The 17,641-nt window shown below is 74.1% G+C and carries 13 protein-coding genes; 5 read left to right on the top strand and 8 right to left on the bottom strand.

Annotation, left to right across the window (positions count from 1 at the left end; translation table 11 throughout):
* Positions 1-19 precede the first annotated feature (19 nt).
* The 3 genes from ASD48_RS26535 to ASD48_RS26525 are packed head-to-tail and all read left to right on the top strand — an operon-like array spanning position 20 to position 3,625.
* A complete protein-coding gene (locus ASD48_RS26535) occupies positions 20-1,396 on the top strand; it encodes an NtaA/DmoA family FMN-dependent monooxygenase (RefSeq protein WP_057604217.1) in 1,377 nt (458 codons plus the stop codon).
* Positions 1,393-2,484 (top strand): LLM class flavin-dependent oxidoreductase, encoded by a 1,092-nt coding sequence (locus ASD48_RS26530; RefSeq protein ID WP_057604216.1) that lies wholly within the window; start codon positions 1,393-1,395, stop codon positions 2,482-2,484. Before ASD48_RS26535 ends, ASD48_RS26530 begins: the two co-directional genes overlap by 4 nt.
* Positions 2,477-3,625 carry an LLM class flavin-dependent oxidoreductase gene (locus tag ASD48_RS26525; RefSeq protein WP_057604215.1) on the top strand — a complete coding sequence of 383 codons (1,149 nt, stop codon included), beginning with the start codon at positions 2,477-2,479 and terminating at the stop codon, positions 3,623-3,625. The genes ASD48_RS26530 and ASD48_RS26525 overlap by 8 nt, the downstream gene beginning before the upstream one ends.
* A 104-nt stretch (positions 3,626-3,729) precedes the next feature.
* On the opposite strand, the gene ASD48_RS26520 is transcribed toward ASD48_RS26525, so the two are convergent.
* From ASD48_RS26520 to ASD48_RS26500, 5 genes are all read right to left on the bottom strand, one after another.
* A complete protein-coding gene (locus tag ASD48_RS26520) occupies positions 3,730-4,842 on the bottom strand; it encodes a phosphotransferase (RefSeq protein WP_057604214.1) in 1,113 nt (370 codons plus the stop codon).
* Positions 4,839-5,600 carry an ABC transporter ATP-binding protein gene (locus ASD48_RS26515; protein ID WP_057604213.1) on the bottom strand — a complete coding sequence of 254 codons (762 nt, stop codon included), beginning with the start codon at positions 5,598-5,600 and terminating at the stop codon, positions 4,839-4,841. The genes ASD48_RS26520 and ASD48_RS26515 overlap by 4 nt, the downstream gene beginning before the upstream one ends.
* On the bottom strand, positions 5,597-6,367 hold the full coding sequence (locus ASD48_RS26510; RefSeq protein ID WP_057604212.1) for an ABC transporter permease: 771 nt from the start codon (positions 6,365-6,367) through the stop codon (positions 5,597-5,599). The genes ASD48_RS26515 and ASD48_RS26510 overlap by 4 nt, the downstream gene beginning before the upstream one ends.
* Positions 6,364-7,416 carry an ABC transporter substrate-binding protein gene (locus ASD48_RS26505; RefSeq protein ID WP_057604211.1) on the bottom strand — a complete coding sequence of 351 codons (1,053 nt, stop codon included), beginning with the start codon at positions 7,414-7,416 and terminating at the stop codon, positions 6,364-6,366. The genes ASD48_RS26510 and ASD48_RS26505 overlap by 4 nt, the downstream gene beginning before the upstream one ends.
* A gap of 137 nt (positions 7,417-7,553) precedes the next feature.
* On the bottom strand, positions 7,554-8,477 hold the full coding sequence (locus ASD48_RS26500) for an ABC transporter substrate-binding protein (protein ID WP_057604210.1): 924 nt from the start codon (positions 8,475-8,477) through the stop codon (positions 7,554-7,556).
* 438 nt (positions 8,478-8,915) lie between these two features.
* Here ASD48_RS26500 and ASD48_RS26495 point away from each other — a divergent pair, with 438 nt between their 5' ends.
* A complete protein-coding gene (locus ASD48_RS26495; protein WP_057604209.1) occupies positions 8,916-9,830 on the top strand; it encodes a rhodanese-like domain-containing protein in 915 nt (304 codons plus the stop codon).
* A 232-nt stretch (positions 9,831-10,062) separates the two neighbouring features.
* Here the strand turns inward: ASD48_RS26495 and ASD48_RS26490 are convergent, their stop codons facing one another.
* Together ASD48_RS26490 and ASD48_RS26485 are read right to left on the bottom strand one after the other, a co-directional pair.
* Positions 10,063-11,520 (bottom strand): MFS transporter, encoded by a 1,458-nt coding sequence (locus ASD48_RS26490; protein WP_057604208.1) that lies wholly within the window; start codon positions 11,518-11,520, stop codon positions 10,063-10,065.
* A gap of 198 nt (positions 11,521-11,718) precedes the next feature.
* A complete protein-coding gene (locus ASD48_RS26485; RefSeq protein ID WP_057604207.1) occupies positions 11,719-12,804 on the bottom strand; it encodes a M12 family metallopeptidase in 1,086 nt (361 codons plus the stop codon).
* Positions 12,805-12,900: 96 nt separating this feature from the next.
* Between ASD48_RS26485 and ASD48_RS26480 the strand changes: the two genes are divergently transcribed.
* Positions 12,901-14,922 (top strand): LuxR family transcriptional regulator, encoded by a 2,022-nt coding sequence (locus ASD48_RS26480; protein WP_063887500.1) that lies wholly within the window; start codon positions 12,901-12,903, stop codon positions 14,920-14,922.
* A 22-nt stretch (positions 14,923-14,944) separates the two neighbouring features.
* On the opposite strand, the gene ASD48_RS26475 is transcribed toward ASD48_RS26480, so the two are convergent.
* On the bottom strand, positions 14,945-17,524 hold the full coding sequence (locus tag ASD48_RS26475; protein ID WP_057604372.1) for a CHAT domain-containing protein: 2,580 nt from the start codon (positions 17,522-17,524) through the stop codon (positions 14,945-14,947).
* Positions 17,525-17,641 lie beyond the last annotated feature (117 nt).

Here is a 17,641-nt window from a genome sequence, read left to right as displayed (position 1 = left end):
GGACGGAGAGTCCACGACCATGAGCAAGCCCCAGAAGCAGATCCACCTCGCCGCGCACTTCCCCGGCGTCAACAACACCACCGTGTGGAGCGACCCGCGGGCCGGCAGCCACATCGAGTTCAGCTCCTTCGCCCACTTCGCACGGACCGCGGAACGCGCCAAGTTCGACTTCCTCTTCCTCGCCGAGGGGCTGCGCCTGCGCGAACAGGGCGGCAAGATCTACGACCTGGACGTGGTCGGCCGCCCCGACACCTTCACGATCCTCGCCGCGCTCGCCGCCGTCACCGAGCGCCTCGGTCTGACCGGGACCATCAACTCCACCTTCAACGAGCCCTACGAGGTGGCCCGCCAGTTCGCCAGCCTCGACCACCTCTCCGACGGCCGCTCCGCGTGGAACGTCGTCACCTCCTGGGACGCCTTCACCGGCGAGAACTTCCGCCGGGGCGGCTACCTTCCGCAGGACGAGCGGTACGCCCGCGCCAAGGAGTTCCTCGCCACCACCGGCGAGCTCTTCGACTCCTGGCGGGGCGACGAGATCGTCGCCGACCGCAGCACCGGCACCTTCCTCCAGGACGCCAAGGCCGGGGCCTTCGTCCACGAGGGCCGGCAGTTCGACATCCAGGGCCGGTTCAACGTGCCGCGCAGCCCCCAGGGCCGCCCGGTGATCTTCCAGGCCGGGGACTCCGACGAGGGCCGGGAGTTCGCCGCCTCGTCCGCCGACGCGATCTTCAGCCGGTACGCGGCCCTCGACGCGGGCCAGGCCTTCTACACCGACGTCAAGTCACGGCTCGCCAAGTACGGCAGGCGCGCCGACCAGCTGCTGATCCTGCCCGCCGCGAGCTTCGTCCTGGGCGACACCGACGCCGAGGCCGAGGAGATCGCCAAGGACGTGCGCCGCCAGCAGGTCAGCGGCGCCACCGCCCTCAAGCACCTGGAGTTCGTCTGGAACAGGGACCTGTCCGGCTACGACCCGGATGGCCCCCTGCCGGACATCGACCCGGACCTCGGCGAGAACCACATCGCGCGCGGCCGCGCCCAGGTCCGGATGTACCGCGACCCGCTGGCCACCGCCCGCGAGTGGCGGGAGCTCGCGGAGGCCAACAACTGGTCGATCCGCGATCTGGTCATCGAGACCGGCAACCGGCAGAACTTCGTCGGCTCCCCGGCGACCGTCGCCCGGACCATCAACGAGTACGTGCAGGCCGACGCAGCCGACGGCTTCATCCTCGTCCCGCACATCACCCCCGGCGGCCTCGACGCGTTCGCCGACCAGGTCGTCCCGCTCCTCCAGGAACAGGGCGTCTTCCGCACCGAGTACGAGGGCACCACACTCCGCGACCACCTCGGCCTCGCCCACCCCGACGAGGTGGCCGGCACCGCGCGGGTGGCCTCGTGAAGTTCCTCGCCATCACCCTGATCGTGCACCGCCCGGACCCGGTCACCGGTGTCCTGAAGTCCACGCAGGACCGCTTCCGCGAGGTGCTCGACAACGCCCTGCTGGCCGAGGAGCTCGGCTTCGACGGCTTCGGCGTGGGGGAGCGGCACGAGCGGCCCTTCATCTCCTCCTCCCCGCCGGTGGTGCTGAGCCACATCGCCGCCCGCACCCGCCGCATCCGGCTCTTCACCGCCGTGACGACCCTCAGCCTCCTCGACCCGGTCCGCGCCTACGAGGACTACGCCACCCTCGACCACCTCTCCGGCGGCCGCCTGGAGCTGATCATCGGCAAGGGCAACGGCGCCGCCCAGCGCGAGCTGTTCCGGGTCACGCCCAAGGACCAGTGGGAGCGCAACGCCGAGAGCTACGAGGTGTTCCGGCAGATCTGGCGCCAGGACAAGGTCACCGCGGCAACCCGTTTCCGCCCGGAGCTGACGGACGCGGAGGTGTGGCCCCGGCCGTACCAGCGGCCCGTCCGGGTCTGGCACGGCAGCGCCACCAGCAAGGAGTCCGTCGACCTGGCCGCCCGCTACGGCGACCCGCTGTTCTCGGCGAACGTCACCCACCCCATCGAGCCCTACGCCGAGCTGATCCGGTACTACCGGGAGCGCTGGGAGCACCACGGCCACGACCCGGACGCCCTCGCGGTCGGGGCCGGCTCGGCGGGACTGTACGTGGCGCGCACCTCCCAGGAGGCCGTCGAGGCCTACCGGCCGGTCTTCGAGGGCACGCTCGCCTTCCAGCGACAGGCCGGGCTCCCCGTCGTCTTCGAGACGGTGGAGGACTTCGTCGAGCGCAGCTCCGCCCTGATCGGCAGCCCGCAGCAGGTCATCGACAAGGTGCACCGCTACCACGAGCGGTTCGGCCACACCGTGCTGCATGTGCAGGCCGACGCGAGCGGACTGACCGACACCCGGCACCGCGACTCGCTGGAGCTGTTCCAGTCGGAGGTGGCGTCCGTGCTGCGCAAGGACCTGCCGGACCCGCCGTTCGCCTGGGGCCCGGTGCTTCCCACACCGTCGAACACCGAGGAGCCGGCCCGTGTCTGACATCCCCCTCGGCGTGCTCGACCTCGTCCCGATCCCCTCGGGATCGACGGCCGCCGACGCCCTGCGCAACTCCATCGACCTGGCCCGGCACGCGGAACGGCTCGGATACGCCCGCTACTGGTTCGCCGAGCACCACCTCAACCCCGGTGTCGCGGGCACCTCCCCGGCCGTCGTCCTGGCCCTGACCGCGGCCGCCACCGACACCATCCGGCTGGGCTCGGGTGCGGTACAGCTCGGACACCGCACCGCCCTGTCCACGGTCGAGGAGTTCGGCCTGATCGACGCGCTGCACCCCGGCCGCTTCGACCTGGGCCTGGGCCGCTCGGGCGGCCGTCCGCCGGAAGAACGGCCGAGCCCGCCGTCCACGGCCACCCCCGTCGTCGACGGCCGGGCCCCGAACGGCCTGCTGATCCCGTCCCGCTTCTCCTTCGAACGCCTCCTCGGCTCGCCCCGGATCGCCCTCCAGCGCCGGCTGCTCCTCCTGCCGGAGGCCACCTCGCAGGACTACGCCGAGCAGATCGACGACGTCCTCGCCCTGCTGGCCGGTACCTACCGGTCCCCGGAGGGCCTCGAAGCGCATGTCGTACCGGGCGAGGGCGCCGAGGTCGACGTGTGGATCCTGGGCAGCAGCGGCGGCCAGAGCGCCGAGGTCGCGGGCGCCCGCGGCCTGCGCTTCGCCGCGAACTACCACGTCAGCCCGGCCACCGTCCTGGAGGCGGTGGACGGCTACCGGGCCCGCTTCAAGCCCTCCGCGTCCCTCGACGCGCCCTATGTCAGCGTCTCCGCCGACGTCGTCGTCGCCGAGGACGACGACCGCGCCCGCGAACTCGCCGCCGGCTACGGCCCGTGGGTGCGCAGCATCCGTACCGCCGAGGGCGCGATCCCGTTCCCGACCCCGCGGGAGGCACGCGCCCACGTCTGGTCCGACGAGGACCGGGCGCTCGTCCAGGACCGGATCGACACCCAGTTCGTCGGCTCCCCGGCCCGGGTCGCCGATCTTCTGGAACAGCTCCAGGAGGCCACCGGCGCCGACGAACTGCTCGTCACCACCATCACCCACGACCACACGGACCGCGTCCGCTCCTACGAGCTCCTCGCCGAGGAGTGGCGCCGCAGAGGGCACCTCGCCCCGTCGGACTGACCCAGCGGGCGGTCCCGCCGCACCGGCGTCCCCACGGACGCCCGCACGGGACCGCCTCGGCGCGGCCGGCCTCGTCGCCGCGCCGACGGCGGCACACCCACCGCCTATCGCACGGTGCCCGCCGTGGATCGCCCGCGCTCGGCCCCGACGGCACGGGCCACGACGTCCAGCAGGTGCCTGCCGTCCTCGCCCGTGAACCACTCGGCGTGCCCCACGCAGTACTCGTACGCCAGCCGGGTGTTCTGCGCGGACCGCGTGACGCCGTGGAAGTAGCCCAGCTCGGACAGCGCGAACTCGGCGTGCACCAGCGGCAGCAGCTCCGGGAGCGCCGCCGATTCGACGGCGGTGAGCGGTCGTACGGACCGGTATCCGTCGACGAGCGCGGTCACGTCCGCCTCCCGCACCGGGTATCCGGGCCGCAGCCACTGCACGGCGTTGCGTTCGATCGCGGTGGCCAGGTCGTGCACGGCCGTCGTGCGGTCGCTCATACCGAAGTCCAGGACGGTGCTGACCTGTCCGTCGGGGCCCCACAGCAGGTTGGAGGCGTGCCAGTCGTTGTGGGTCCACAGGGGTTCCAGACCGGACAGATGGGGCGCGAGCCGTTCGTGCAGCGGCAGCAGCACCCGCCGCATGTCCTGGCGCCAGGGGAACCGCCGTATCCCCGAGGCCAGTCGGGGCCGCGCGTCGAGGAACAGGTCCAGCGCCTCCCGGGGATCCCGCGCGGCGAACACCGTGAACGAGGCGACGAGCGGCTGCACCCGGCGCCGGGGCGCGTCGAACCCCCGGGCCGCCAGGTGAAGCCGGGCCAGCGCCGCGCCCGCCGCCCGGGCGTGCGCGGGGGAGCGGAACGGCGACCAGGACAGCGCGTCCCGGTACAGGTCCTCCCCGGCGCCCGTCGAGTGCACCTCGTACGTCCACGCGCCGCGTGCCGCCGTGTGCAGCACCTCCACCACCGGCGCGCCGTGCTCGCGCAGATGGCGCAGGAAGGCGTGCTCCTCCGCCAGCCCTGCCGGGGAGCGCACGGCGACGTGGTGCCGCTTCACGAACAGCCGCCGGCCGTCCCGCTCGACGACGGCCGCCGCGGACAGCGGGCGGGGGCTGCGCCACACCACCCGGGTGCCCGCCCCGACGACGTCCGTCACCTCGTCGTCGGTCAGCGGCGCCCAGTCGGGCTCGACCGGGTCGGTGCCGAGACCGTGGGCCAGATGCGCGCTCACGCGGTCCTCACCGCCGTCGTGCCGCGGAGCGATTCCAGGACCCGGCGCTCGGTGGCCGCGAACCCGGGCGCGGTGAAGTCCTCCGCCCCGCGCGGGCGGGGCAACGCCACCTCCACGCGTGCGACGACGGTGGCCGGTCGCGGCGACAGGACGTGCACGGTGTCCGCGAGCAGCACCGCCTCGCGGATGTCGTGGGTGACCAGCAGCACCGTCCACCGGTGGCGTTGCCACATCTGCGCCAGCCACAGCTGCATCTCGGTGCGGGTCAGCGAGTCCAGCGCCCCGAACGGCTCGTCCAGCAGCAGCACCGGACGCTCCAGGACGACCGTGCGCAGCAGCGCGGCCCGTTGCCGCATGCCGCCACTGAGCTGTGCGGGGTACGCCTTCTGGAAGCCGTCGAGCCCGAAGTCGGCGAACAGCGCGTCGGCCCGGGCCCGGGCCTCCTTCCTGCGCACGCCCTGCGCCTCCAGGCCGAGCGCGGTGTTGTCCAGCACGGTCCGCCACGGGAACAGCAGGTCCTTCTGCGGCATGTAGGCGACCTTGCCGGATCGCACCCCGGCCGGTTCGCCCTCCACCAGCACCCGGCCGGTGGTCGGCCGGTCGAGCCCCGAGACGAGGTTGAACAGCGTGCTCTTGCCGCTGCCGCTCGGGCCGATCACGGCCGCGAACTCGCCCGGCTCCACCGACAGTTCGAGACCGCGCAGCACCTCCAGCGCGCCGAAGGACCTGCCCACGTCCTCGATCCGCAGACTGCTCATGACGTCTCCTCCCGCTGCGCGCGCTCCCACGGCAGTGCCAGCCGCTGCAGCAGGCAGACCGCCCCGAACAGCGCGATGCTCAGCGCCGCCGTCACCCCGACCGCGGCGAACACCAGGTCCGTGCGGAACGCGCTCTTCTGCGCCTGCATATAGATCCCGAGCCCGGCCTCCGCACCCGCGTACTCCGCGAACACGGCGCCGACGACGGCGTAGGTGATGCTCACCCGCAGGCCGGCGAAGAAGTACGGCATCGCGCTCGGCACCCGCACCAGGCGGAACGTCCGCAGCCGGCCCGCGCCCAGCGAGCGCAGCAGCCGCATCGCCTCACGGTCGGTCGCGGCGAACCCCGCGGCCAGGTTGGCGGCGAGCGGGAAGAACGTCGTCAGCGTCACCACCAGCATCTTCGGCAGCAGCCCGAAGCCGAACCAGATGATGAGCAGGGGGGCCACGGCGACGATCGGGACGGTCTGCGAGGCGACCAGGAGCGGGTACAGCCCTCTGCGGGCCGCCGCCGAGAAGTCCAGGAGCACGGCGACCAGCCAGGCCGCCGCGAACGACAGCGCGAAGCCGAGCAGGGTCTCCTGGAGCGTGGGCACGGTCTGCGCCCACAGGTCCGCGCGGTTGGCCCAGCCCTGCTCGAGCACCCGCGTCGGCGACGGCAGCATCGTCGGATCGACTCCCGCGCCGGTCACGTACAGCTGCCAGCCGCCGACCACGACGGCCAGCACGAGCGACGGCGGCCACAACGACCGCAACAGGGAGCTCACTTGTTGCTCCCCGCGTCCTTCGAGGCGGGCAGATAGGCGTTGGTGAAGAAAGACGCGGCGTCCGGGGCCTCGGTCAGCCCGTCGCCGTTCGCGTCGCTCAGCAGCCCGGCCCGGTACTCGAAGTCGGCGAAGGCCTGCCAGCGCTCCTGGCTCTGGGTGCCGATCGTGCCGTCGGCGGCCCGGTAGTACTCCTTGGCCAGCAACTCCTCGCTCTTGCGCACGAGTTCGGTGTTGGTGAGGACGCTCTTGTTGGCGTCGACGAGGAGATCCGCGGCCTGGTCGGGATGGTCGGCCGCGTACCGGTACCCCTGGTCGACGGCGGCGAGGAACTTCTTCGCGACCGCCGGGTTCTTCTTCAGGAATCGGCCGGAGGACGCGATGAGCGTCGAGTAGATCGCCGGGAAGCCGTAGTCGGACAGCTGGAAGTTCTTCAGCGGCTTGCCGCTCAGTTCCGCCTCCAGCCCCTCCCAGGTCGGCATCGGCATCGCGAAGTCCGCCTTGCCCGCGTAGAGCGCCGCGTACGCCGAGGTGCTGAGGGTGACCTGCTTGAAGTCACCCTTGCCGCCCGCGTTGCGGATCACCTTCTGCAGCAGCGGCTTCTCGTAGGGCGCGCCGAAACCGGCGTACGTCTCGCCGTCCAGGTCCTTGGGGGACGCGATGTCCGTCCGGCCGGCGCGCACGGCGATGGTGACGTTCGTCTTCTGGGTGACCGCGTAGACGGAGGTGATGTCCTGTCCGGCGGCGCGCGCCGTGGTGACGCCCTCCTGATACGAGATGCCGAAGTCGGCCTGGTGGCTCGCGATCAGCGTCTCGGGCGCGGTCGAACCGTAGGGCACGATCCTCAGATCGATGCCGGCCGCCTTGAACCAGCCCTTCTGCCGGGCGACGTAGATGCCGGTGTGGTTGGTGTTCGGGGTCCAGTCCAGGGCGAGGGTGACGGTCGTGGTGCCGTCCTTCGCGGTGGCGTCGGCCGAGGGGTCCGCCGAGCAGCCGGTGGCGGCGAGGACGGCCGACGCGGCTATGACGGACAGGACGGTACGGCGGTGCATGAGGTTTCCTTCGGGGGCGAGGGGAGGGGCGGGGCGGCGTCGGCGCGGTCACGCCCGGCGACACAGCGCGCTGTCCACCCGCTTGAAGTCGACGGCCAGCCGCCGGGTCAGCCCCCGGGCCTGGCAGGACAGGTCGCTCATGCGGTCACGGCCGGCAGCAGCGCGTTGGTGAAGGAGCGGTCCCAGTCCCGGTCGTGCGCGAGGGCGCCGTGTTCCGACAGCCAGTGCGCGTACGGGCCCGTGCGCGCCGGGTCGATCACTCCCCAACGCCCTTGCGGATCCGTCCAGGTGGGTGAGATCAGGGCGAGGGAGCGGGCTATCAGCGGGCGCGGGAAGTAGGGGATGACCCCTTCGAGCAGCTCCAGCGTCCGCTCGGTCTCCTGCGCGGCGGACGCGTAGCCCCGGGCCGTGACGGCGAGGAAGTCCCTTACGAGAGAGGGCTGTTCGGCGAGCAGGTGCTCGCTCGTGCCCAGCAGGTAGCTGTGGTAGCGGGGTGCGCCGATCTCGTCGACGGGCCAGGTCACGCGCCGCTCCTCGGGAAGGTCGCCGCGCAGCGCGTCCCAGGACCAGTAGGTGCCGAAGGTGGCGTCGGCCTCGCCCGCCTCGATGTCGTCGACCGTCAGCTCGCGGGTGCCCGCGTCGATCGTGACCACCGCGTCCGGGTCGCCGCCGTCGGCCGCCACCAGATGGCGGACCATGGCCAGGCCGCGCGGGGTCGGGTTCAGGGCGACGCGACGGCCCGCGAGTTCACGGGGCCGGGTGATGCCGGTGGACGCGGTGGTCTGGATCGCCTCCAGGCCCCGGTGGTTGACGGCGGCCACCGCGATCAGCGGCTGGCCGTGCGCGGCACGCCGGGCCAGCAGCCGGTTGGGCGGGAAGACACCGAAGTCCACCTCCCCGCGTGCCAGATACTCCAGGGTGTCACCCCGTCCCGGATCCTGGACCACGAGTTCCACGTCCAGCCCGGCCTCCGCGAACCAGCGGCGGGCGCGGGCCACGTAGAAGCCGGAGGAATTGGGCCAAGGGTGGAAATAGTCGAGCATGACCCGGATGTGCGGCATGAGGGGACTCCGAAGGCGGCGCGCGGGAGCGCGGAAAAGGGGCGGAAGGGGAGAGGGCGTGCGGCGTGCGGTGCGGTGCGGTGCGGTGCGCGGTCAGACGGACCGGCGACAGCGGCACGCGCGGCAGTCGCACGGGCGACAACAACAGGAGCTGCCCGCCGGGGTGGAGACCACCGGAGGCTTCGGCTCTACTGCTGCGGACACGTGAACTCCTACGCGGGGCGCCGGGGCGCGTTTCGTGCGGTCGGCGTCCCCATGGGGACCGCGTTCGACGAACGGATCCCAGACGCCCTCTCAGCCCGTCCGGGGAGGGGCTCCCGCGTAGATGGCCGAAACCATAACGGCAGCCGACGGTCCTCGCGCAACCTTGATCCGGAATATGAGACAGCCATGATCAGTGGGTAAGACTCCCAGTTCACGGGCGTACCATCGGCCGCCATGACCACCTCCCCACTGCCCGGCCCCCTCGTCGACGCCACCTGGCTGGCCCCCCGGCTCGACGATCCCCGGCTGGTCGTCCTCGACGCCACGGTGCTGCTGCCCTCACCCCGGTACGACGGCGACCGCCGCAGTGCGAGCGGCCGTGAGGGATGGGTCCGACGACACCTCCCCGGGTCCCGGCACGCCGATCTGACCGGAGACTTCTCCGACCTCGACGCGCCCTGCCACTTCACCGCGCCGGGCCCGCGGGCGCTGGCCCGCGCGCTCGCCCGGGTCGGCGTGGGGGAGGGCAGCGCGGTGGTCGCGTACGACACCGGGGGCGGGATCTGGGCGGCCCGGCTGTGGTGGATGCTGCGGGCGATCTCCGTGCCGGCGGCCGTGCTCGACGGAGGCCTCGCGGCCTGGGAGTCGGCGGGAGGACCGCTCGCGTCCGGCGACGACCCGGTGCCGGTGCCCGAAGTGACGCCCGTGACGCCCGTCCCGCGTCCCGGAATGTGGACCGATGTCCACGAAGTGGGGGCCATCAGCCGGGGCGAGCGGCCCGGCACGCTGGTCTGCGCGCTGCCCGCGGCCGCCTTCGACGGGTCGGTCCCCACCCGGTACAGCCGACGCGGACACATCCCAGGGAGCCGCAGTCTTCCCGGTCGCGAACTCCTGGACGGCGAAGGGCGCCTGCTGCCCGCGGCCGACCTCGCCGCGCGTGTCGGTGCCGGTCTCGACACCACCGACACGCCCGTCGTCCTGTACTGCGGCGGCGGTGTCTCGGCCGCCGGGGTCGCCCTCGCCCTCACCCTGCTCGGGCGCGAGGACGTGTCCCTCTACGACGGTTCGCTGGAGGAGTGGTCGAAGGACCCGGCGCGACCACTGGAACTGGGCGCCGCGGCCGGGCCGGGTCCGCGTCAAAGCGACTGACCCGCCCGACCCTCCGCCCGGCCGCCCGCCCGCCCGTCCCGTCCGCCGACCTGTTGGTGGTCCCCGCGCCGACCTGTTGGTGGTTCGCCCGTCGGTTTGCCGACCCGTGGGCCGTCCGGCTGCCGACCCGTCGCCGGCGCCCGTCCGCCGAGCGTCGTCCGCCGGTCCGCCGGTCCGCCGACCTGCCGGCCCGTGGGCCCGTGGGCCCGTGGGGCGCCCGTTCGCCGACGGCCTACGGTGCCTCGCTGGACGTGCGGTCCGTGGCTCCCGCCCGCCCGGTGACCCGTCCCGCGCCGGACGGCACGTGCGGCAGCGCCATGCTCACCGGGAGGGCCGCCGCCAGCAGGCCCGCGCAGACGACCGTCGCGATCGCGAACGCCGTCCTCGGTACGCCCTCCGCCGAGGACGCGCCCCTCAGGTAGATCCCGGAGACCGCGCTGAGGCACACCGCCGCCGCGATCCGCTGGGTCATCTGGAGGATGCCGCCCGCCACCCCGGCCGCCTCGGCGGGGGCGTGCTGCAGGACGCGCGCCTGGTTCGGCGAGACGGTCAGCCCGGCCCCGGCGCCCGAGACCACCTGGACCGCCGCCAGCACGACAGGCAACGCGGCGAGCGGCAGCGTCACCGCCGCCACGGCCCCGCCCAGCAGCGCGAGGACGCCCACCGACAGACCGAGGGTGACGGTACGGGCGCCGATCCGCCGCACCACCCGCCAGGCCACCGCCGACGACACCCCCATCGCGACCGCCGACGGGAGCGTCACCGCCGCCGTGGTCAGCGCCGAGAGGCCCAGCCCGCTCTGCAGGAACAGCGTCAGCACCAGCCCGGCCGCCAGGGACGCGCCGAAGTTCGCCATCGCCACCAGCGTGCCCAGCGCGTACGGCGCCGAGCGGATCAGCGAGGGGTGCACCAGCGGCACCCGCCCGCGCCGGACCCGCCACCGCCGGCCCAGCGCCGGCGCGCCCGCCGCGACCAGCGCCGCGGCTCCCCACAGCGCGACCGCGCCACCACCGTCCGGGGGCCTGATGAAGGGCAGCATCAGGGACAGGGTCAGGGCCGCCACGCACAGCAGCCCCCACAGGTCGGGACGGCCGGGCGCCGCGACCCGCTTGGGCGGCGGCAGCCTGCGTGCCGCCAGCCACAGGGTGACCGCCCCGCACGGCGCGCTCAGCAGCAGACACAGCCGCCAGCCGGTTCCGGGACCGCACAGCGCGACCAGCGCGCCGCCGAGCGCCGGGCCCAGTGCCGCCGCGACCCCGCCGGTGACCGCGTACAGGCCCAGGGCACGGGCCCGGTCCAGTCCGTGGAAGACGTCCTGGAGCGTCCCGATCACCTGGGAGTTGACCAGTCCGGCACCGGCACCCTGCACCAGCCGGGCCACGATCACCGTGACCGGGTGACCGCCGGTGGCGGCGACCAGGCCGCACAGGACGAACGTCGAGAGGCCGACGAGGAACAGGTGTTTGCGGCCGTGTGCGTCACCCAGACTGCCGCCCGGCACCAGGGCGAGCCCGAAGGCCAGCGAGTAGCCGGAGACGATCCACTGCACGTCCGTCGCGCCGGCGGACAGCGACTGGCGCAGCGCGGGGACGGCGATGTTGAGGACCGACTGGTCCAGCAGGGTCGTCGCCCCGGCCGCCAGACAGACCGTCAGTACCCGCCGGGCCGCGCGATCATCTCCCGGAAGCATGCCGTCATGCTCACACCGCCCGGACGCTCCTGTCCCCGTCCCGGCCGGCCTGTTCGCACGATGGAAACACGCCGGGCGGGCCCGCCCGTGAACGGCGGACCCGGTGTGGCCGGGGACGCGTCTCCCTCCCCCGAAGGCGACGCGTCCCCGGCGCTTCCCCCGGCGCCGGACTGTGGTTCTTCCAGGTGGCCTCGCGGCTCACCAGCACATGACCGCCGTCTCGCCCGAACCCCAGCCGGAGTACTGGCGTACGCGGACGAAGTAGCGGCGGTCCCTGACGAGCCGGACCCTGATCGTGGCGTTGTGCGGAGTGCCTCCGTCGTCGTGTCCCGCGAGGAAGCGGGGCTCCCCGTCCCGCTCCTCGAAGACCACGACCATGGAGTCGCTCTCCCCGAACGTGGCGAAGGTGTACTCGCGGGTCTCGCGCGGCTCGACGGTGAAGTCGACCTGCTCGCCGGGCCCCAGCGACAGCGGCACCGAACGGAACGGCAGCAGCACCGGCGGGCGGGCCCCCTCGGGCGGCGGATACCAGCCGAGCACGAACTCCTTGTCCAGCGGCGACAGACCGCCGGACGGATGCACACCCCCGCGGAACTGCTCCGGCTCCAGGATCAGGCCCGCCGAGAAGGGATACTCCATGACGGACTGCGGGTCCCACACGGACCCGTTCACCTCGGCCGGGTCCAGCTTGCGCAGGATGTTGAACCAGGTCCGCTCCCGGCTCCAGTGGTTGGGCGGGCCCGCGAGATCGGCGTAGACGGCCTCGTCGTCCCAGTGGAGGCCGGCGAACGGGCTCTGGTGCTCGTGCTGCATGCCGAGCGCGTGCCCGATCTCGTGCAGGGCCGTCGCGCGCTCCCCGGGCGCGGTCAGGTCCCAGCCGAAGTTCATGGTGCGCTCGTTCAGACCGGCCGACAGCGCGTCCCGGCCCACCGCCGACCAGGAGCCGTCACCCGGCTGGAATCCGATGCGCAGTTCCGCCTCCGAGCGGTCGGTGACCTCGGCGAAGGACACCCCGATCCCCAGGTCCCGCCACTCGCGGAAGCAGTCCCGCACGACCTCCCGCTGGTCCTCGCCGCCGACCCACGACACCCAGCGGGTCCCCCCGGAACCCGGCAGGGCGATGACCGACCCGTCGCTCTCGCCGTCGAGGAAGCAGTAATGCAGCACCGTGCCGTTGACCCACATCCGCCGCCCGCTCATCAGCGCGCCGAGCCGCTCGGCGGCCAGCCCCGGCGCGAAGGCGGGGGCCGACTGCTGGGCGAGCGAGCAGTAGCGGGCGGTCATGGGTTCCAGGTTGCCGTGCGGGACCGCCGCCCGGCCTGAGTCGGGGGCTACTCAAGTCGCCCTGTATCAGGCGTGAGTATGCCGACTCTCCTTGATGTGACGACCTTCGAACCCCAGGACAGGACCCTGCGACTGCCGTGGCCGTTCACGGGCCGGGAAGAGGAACTGGCACTCGTCCGCCGCTCCTTGGCGGGAGGCCGGCCCGGCATCGTGATCACCGGGCCGGCGGGCTGCGGCCGCACCCGGCTGGCCATGGAGGCGGTCCGCGGCACCGACTGCGCCCGGGCGGCCGGCACCCCCGGGACCCGCGACCTGCCGTTCGCCGCCTTCGCGCATCTGCTCCCCGAGGGTGTCACCCTGCACAGGGCGGTCCAACTCCTCTCCGGTGTACGGCTGTTGCTGGTCGACGACGCGCATCTGCTGGACGACGCCTCCGCGGCCCTGCTCCATCAGCTGGCCGTCCAGGGCCGCACCCGTCTGCTGGTCCTCGTCACGGACGGGGCCCGCCCGCCCGGCGCGGTCGCCCGCCTGTGGACCGGCGGACTGCTGCCCCGCCTCGCCCTGGAGCCCCTGACCCGGGAGGACACCGCCCCGCTCCTCGAAGCGGGCGCCGGTGGCCCCCTGGAGCCCCTCACCGCCAACCGCCTGCACCGTCTGTGCGGGGGTGATCTGAGCCTCCTGCGCGATCTGCTGGACGCGCTGTGCGAGCAGGGCCTGCTGACCAGGGACGCGGACACCGACGAGCGGACATGGCGCGGCCGTGTCCCGGTGACCCCGGCCCTGCGCGACCGCGCCGCCGCCGTGCTCGCCCGCGCCTGCCCCGACGAACGCGAGATCCTCGACCGGCTCGCCTTCGCCGAACCGCTCCCGCCTGCGGCGGACACCCTGGATCTGAGGATCCTCGAACGCCTGGAGGCGGACGGTCTCCTCGCCGTCGGCGACGACACGACCGTCCGTCTGGCCCACCCCCTGCACGGCCCGGTCCTGCGCGCCGGGGCCGGCCGGCTGCGCGCGAGGCGGCTCACCGGCCGACGACGGTCCACCGCGTCCGCCCTCGACGCCGAGGCGACCGAGCTGACCCGCCGCATCGAGCGGGCCGACGTCCGGGCGACGCCGCTGCCCGTGGGGGAGTGGGTCGTCGACGAGGGGGAACCGGTACCGGCGCGGTACGCCGCCGTCCGCGCGCGGTTCTCACGGCTGCGGGGAGAGCTGCGCGAGGCGGCGGCCTGGGCGCGGGAGGGCCTGGCCGCCGCCCCGCAGGACCGCGCCTGCCGTACCGAACTCGCGCTGTGCGCAGCCCAGTCGGGCGAGACGGGCGCACCGATCGACCTCCTCGCCGAACACCCCGCCACCGCCGCCTGGCCACCGGCCGCCCGCGGAGACCTCGACACGGCCCTGAAGACACTCGAAGAGACCGGGGCCGAGGCCGGGACCGGGGCCGAGGCCGGGACCGGGACTGCGGCTGGGGCCGGGGCTGGGGCTGGGGCCGAGATCGGAGCTGGGGCCGGGACCCGGACCGGCACCGAGGCCGGGACCGGGGCCGACACCCATGATTCCGGTACCGGTACCGGTGACTCCCGCGAGGCCCGGGATCCCTTCAGCGCCCGCGACCCCTACAACGCCCGCGACCCCTACATCGCCTACGACGCCGTACGCCTCGGTGCTCCCCGGCGTGCGGTCCGGCTTCTCCCCTCCGACGGGTGCCTCGCCCGGCACGCCCGGGCGCTGGCCCGGGGTGACGGGCCGGCCCTGGACCTGGTGGCGGCCGAGTTGGAGGAGCGCGGATTCCTTCTCTTCGCGGCCGAGGCCTACGCGCAGGCGGTACGCGTCCACCGGGACGCCGGTGCGGCCCGGACCGCCCGTACACGCTCCGTCGCCCTGGCCCGGCGCTGCCAGGGCGCTCGTACCCCGGCCCTGTCCGGTCTCGTCCTGGGCGAACTCACCGCACGGCAGCGGCAGATCGTCACCCTCGCCGCGGCGGGCCTGAGCAACCGGCAGATCGCCGAACGCCTCACCCTGTCCGTCCGGACCGTCGGCAACCACCTCTACGGCGCCTACACCCGGCTCGGCGCGGGCGACCGCGGCGCCCTTCCGTGGCTGGTGGAGCAGCCGGCCTGAACGGGCCGGGCCCGGGGCCGCCTCACGCCGCGCCGAAGGCCGTGAACGCCCACCCCGTCGCCTGGTGCAGCGCGTCGTCCGGCAGTGCGGCACGGGCGTCCCGCAGGGCCTCGGCCAGGGAGAGGCCCGCGCTGACGCCCTTGTGCAGGGCCAGCATCAGCGGGACGACCGCCGCGTCGTTGACGGGTGCGCTGCTCGCCAGCACACCCGCCGTGCCCAGCGGCAGCAACGCCGTGACCAGGCCCAGGAGTTCGTCCGCGCCGACCGAGGCGAGCCGGGCGGTGTCGCAGCTGGAGAGGATGATCCGGTACGGGCTGCGGGCGAGCCGCTCGAAGTCGTGGACGATCAGCGGGCCGTCCGCCATCCGCAGGGAGGAGAACATCGGGCTGTCGCCGCGGAACGTGCCGTGCGCGGCGATGTGCGCCAGCGCGGCCCCGTCCAACTCCTGCAGCACCCGCGCCACATGGGCGTCCTCCTGCTCCAGCACGATCGGCCTGCCGTACCGCCCGGCGACCTCCGGGACCTCGGCCCCGCAGGACGCCAGCCCCGGCCCCCGTACGAGGACCTGGCGGCCGCCCGGGGGCGGTTCGGTCTCCCGCGCGCGCAGCCAGCCGCTGGCCGACGGCGACACACTCACCACCCGCTCCCGCAGCGACGGCAGCAGCGCCCACGGCACCCGGTGCAGCCGGGCCGGCGGCACCACGACCAGCGGACCCGGGCCCAGCTGCCTCGCGGCCTCGCCGAGCAGCAGCTCCTCCAGCCTGCGCCCCGCCGCCTCCACCACCGGCAGCCGGCCCTCCGCGCCGGGGTGGGCCAGCCGCCGCAGCCCGGCCTGTACGTGTTCGGCCTCCCGCTCCGCCTCGGCCAGCAGACCGCCCGCGAACCGGCGCACCCGCCCGCCCCCGCACAGCAGCACCTGGACCCGCCCGTCCAGTACGGCCAGTTCGACCAGCCGCCCGTCGCCGAGCCGCTCCAGCAGCCGGCCCGCGTCGAACCGGTCCCCGCCGAACCGTTCCCCGCCCCAGGGCGTCACCCCGCGGATGTGCAGGGTCCGGGAGCGGATCTCCCGCTCCAGGCGCCGCTGTTCACGCTCCAGCGTCGGCACCGGCCGGCCGTCCATCCGGGCGGCCTCCGCACGGGCGGCGATCACCCGGAACGCGGTCAGCCCGCTCAGCAGCGCCGGGTCGGCCGGCGGCCGGGTGGGCGGCGTCGACAGCGCCGTGGCCCGCCACCGCTCGCTCCACACCAGCAACTGCCTCGGCCCGCCCCGCTCCAGACTGACCTCCTGGGCCAGCGCGGCAAGCTCGGCGCCCTGCGCGGTGGCCCGGGCCCGCAGCTCCGAGGCGCCCAGCGTCGTCCGGTGGTCGTCGAGGACGTCGAGCCCGCGCCGGCAGGCCTCCAGCACGCCCCGGCCCGAGCCGGTGGCCCGCGCCCACAGTGCCTGCGCGGCCCAGCCCGTCATCCGGGCCAGCGGCGGCCCGCTGCGCCGGCTGCGGGCCGCGATCTGGAGGTAACGCTCGGCGTCCGTGGCCCAGTTGAGGTCCAGCGCGATCCGGCCGGCGAGCAGCCAGGCCTCCGGTGCGGCCGGCGCCTGGAAGGAGGCCAGCCGTTCGGCGAGCCGGGCGGCGTCCGCGACCAGCCGCCCCGAGCCGCGTCCGGTGGCCACCCGCGCCTCGATCAGCACCAGCCGTGCGTGCGTCTCCCACCAGGTGCGCCGCTGTCCCGCGAAGAGCCGCTCGGCCACCGCCGCGCGCGCGATCGCCGTCCCCGGATCGCCCGCCAGCCGCGCCGCCCTCGCGGCCGTCAGCAGCAGTTCCGCCTTGCGGGTGGACTGCCCGCCGATGCCGTCCAGCACCCCGATCGCCGCGTCCGCCTCGGCCAGCGCCTCGGGCGCGAGACCGGCGGCCATCAGGACCTCGCAGCGCCGGATGTTGAGCATGAACGTCGGCGTGCCGAGCTTCGCGTAGCGCTCCTCCGCCTCGTCGAGGAGGCGCAGCGCGGCCGGTACGTCCCCGGAGCGGAAGGCGGCGAGCCCCCGGCTCTCCACCGCGTCCGCCTTGTCGTGTTCCTGGCCGGTGGTGTCCCACAGCGCCTCGGCCGCCGTGAAGTCCGCCTCGGCCCGCTCCACCGCCCCGAGGGCCAGGTGCACGGTGGCGCGCAGGGTCAGGGCGCGGGCCGTCCAGATGACGTCGTCCGCCTGACGCAGCACGGGAATCGTGCGGCGTACGTCCTCCAGTGCCTCGCGATGATGGCCGAGGACCCACAGGGAGTAGGCCCGCCGGTACATCACGCGGGCGCGGGTGTGGCCGGTCCCGCGCTCGACCCCCCGCTCGAAGGCGGCGAGCCCCTGCCGGGTGCGGCCCGCGTGCACCAGCGCCACACCGAGCGTGCCGAGGACGTCCGCCTCCCGCTCGGCCGAGTCCGCGCGCGCCGCGAGGTCCCGGGCGCGCCGCAGATGGTCCAGGGCCAGACGCATGTCGCCCCAGTCCCGCTGCCAGATGCCGATCACCTGGTGGGCGACCGAGGCGTGCAACGGCGTCGGATCGGTGTCGAGCACTCCTTCCGCCCGCGACAACGCGTCGCCCGGGGCGGCGAACACCATCGGCAGCAGTTCGAGAACCGAGTCGTTTCCCGCTGTCACTCCACGGATGGTAGTGCTCCGGCCTGCGCGCCACACCGGTTCGGCACTGTATCCACCAGTAACAATTGGACGTCGTGT

Origin of the sequence: Streptomyces sp. Root1310 (genome assembly GCF_001426425.1) — a bacterium.
GTDB lineage: Bacteria > Actinomycetota > Actinomycetes > Streptomycetales > Streptomycetaceae > Streptomyces.
This window is presented reverse-complemented; position numbering and strand designations above follow the sequence as displayed.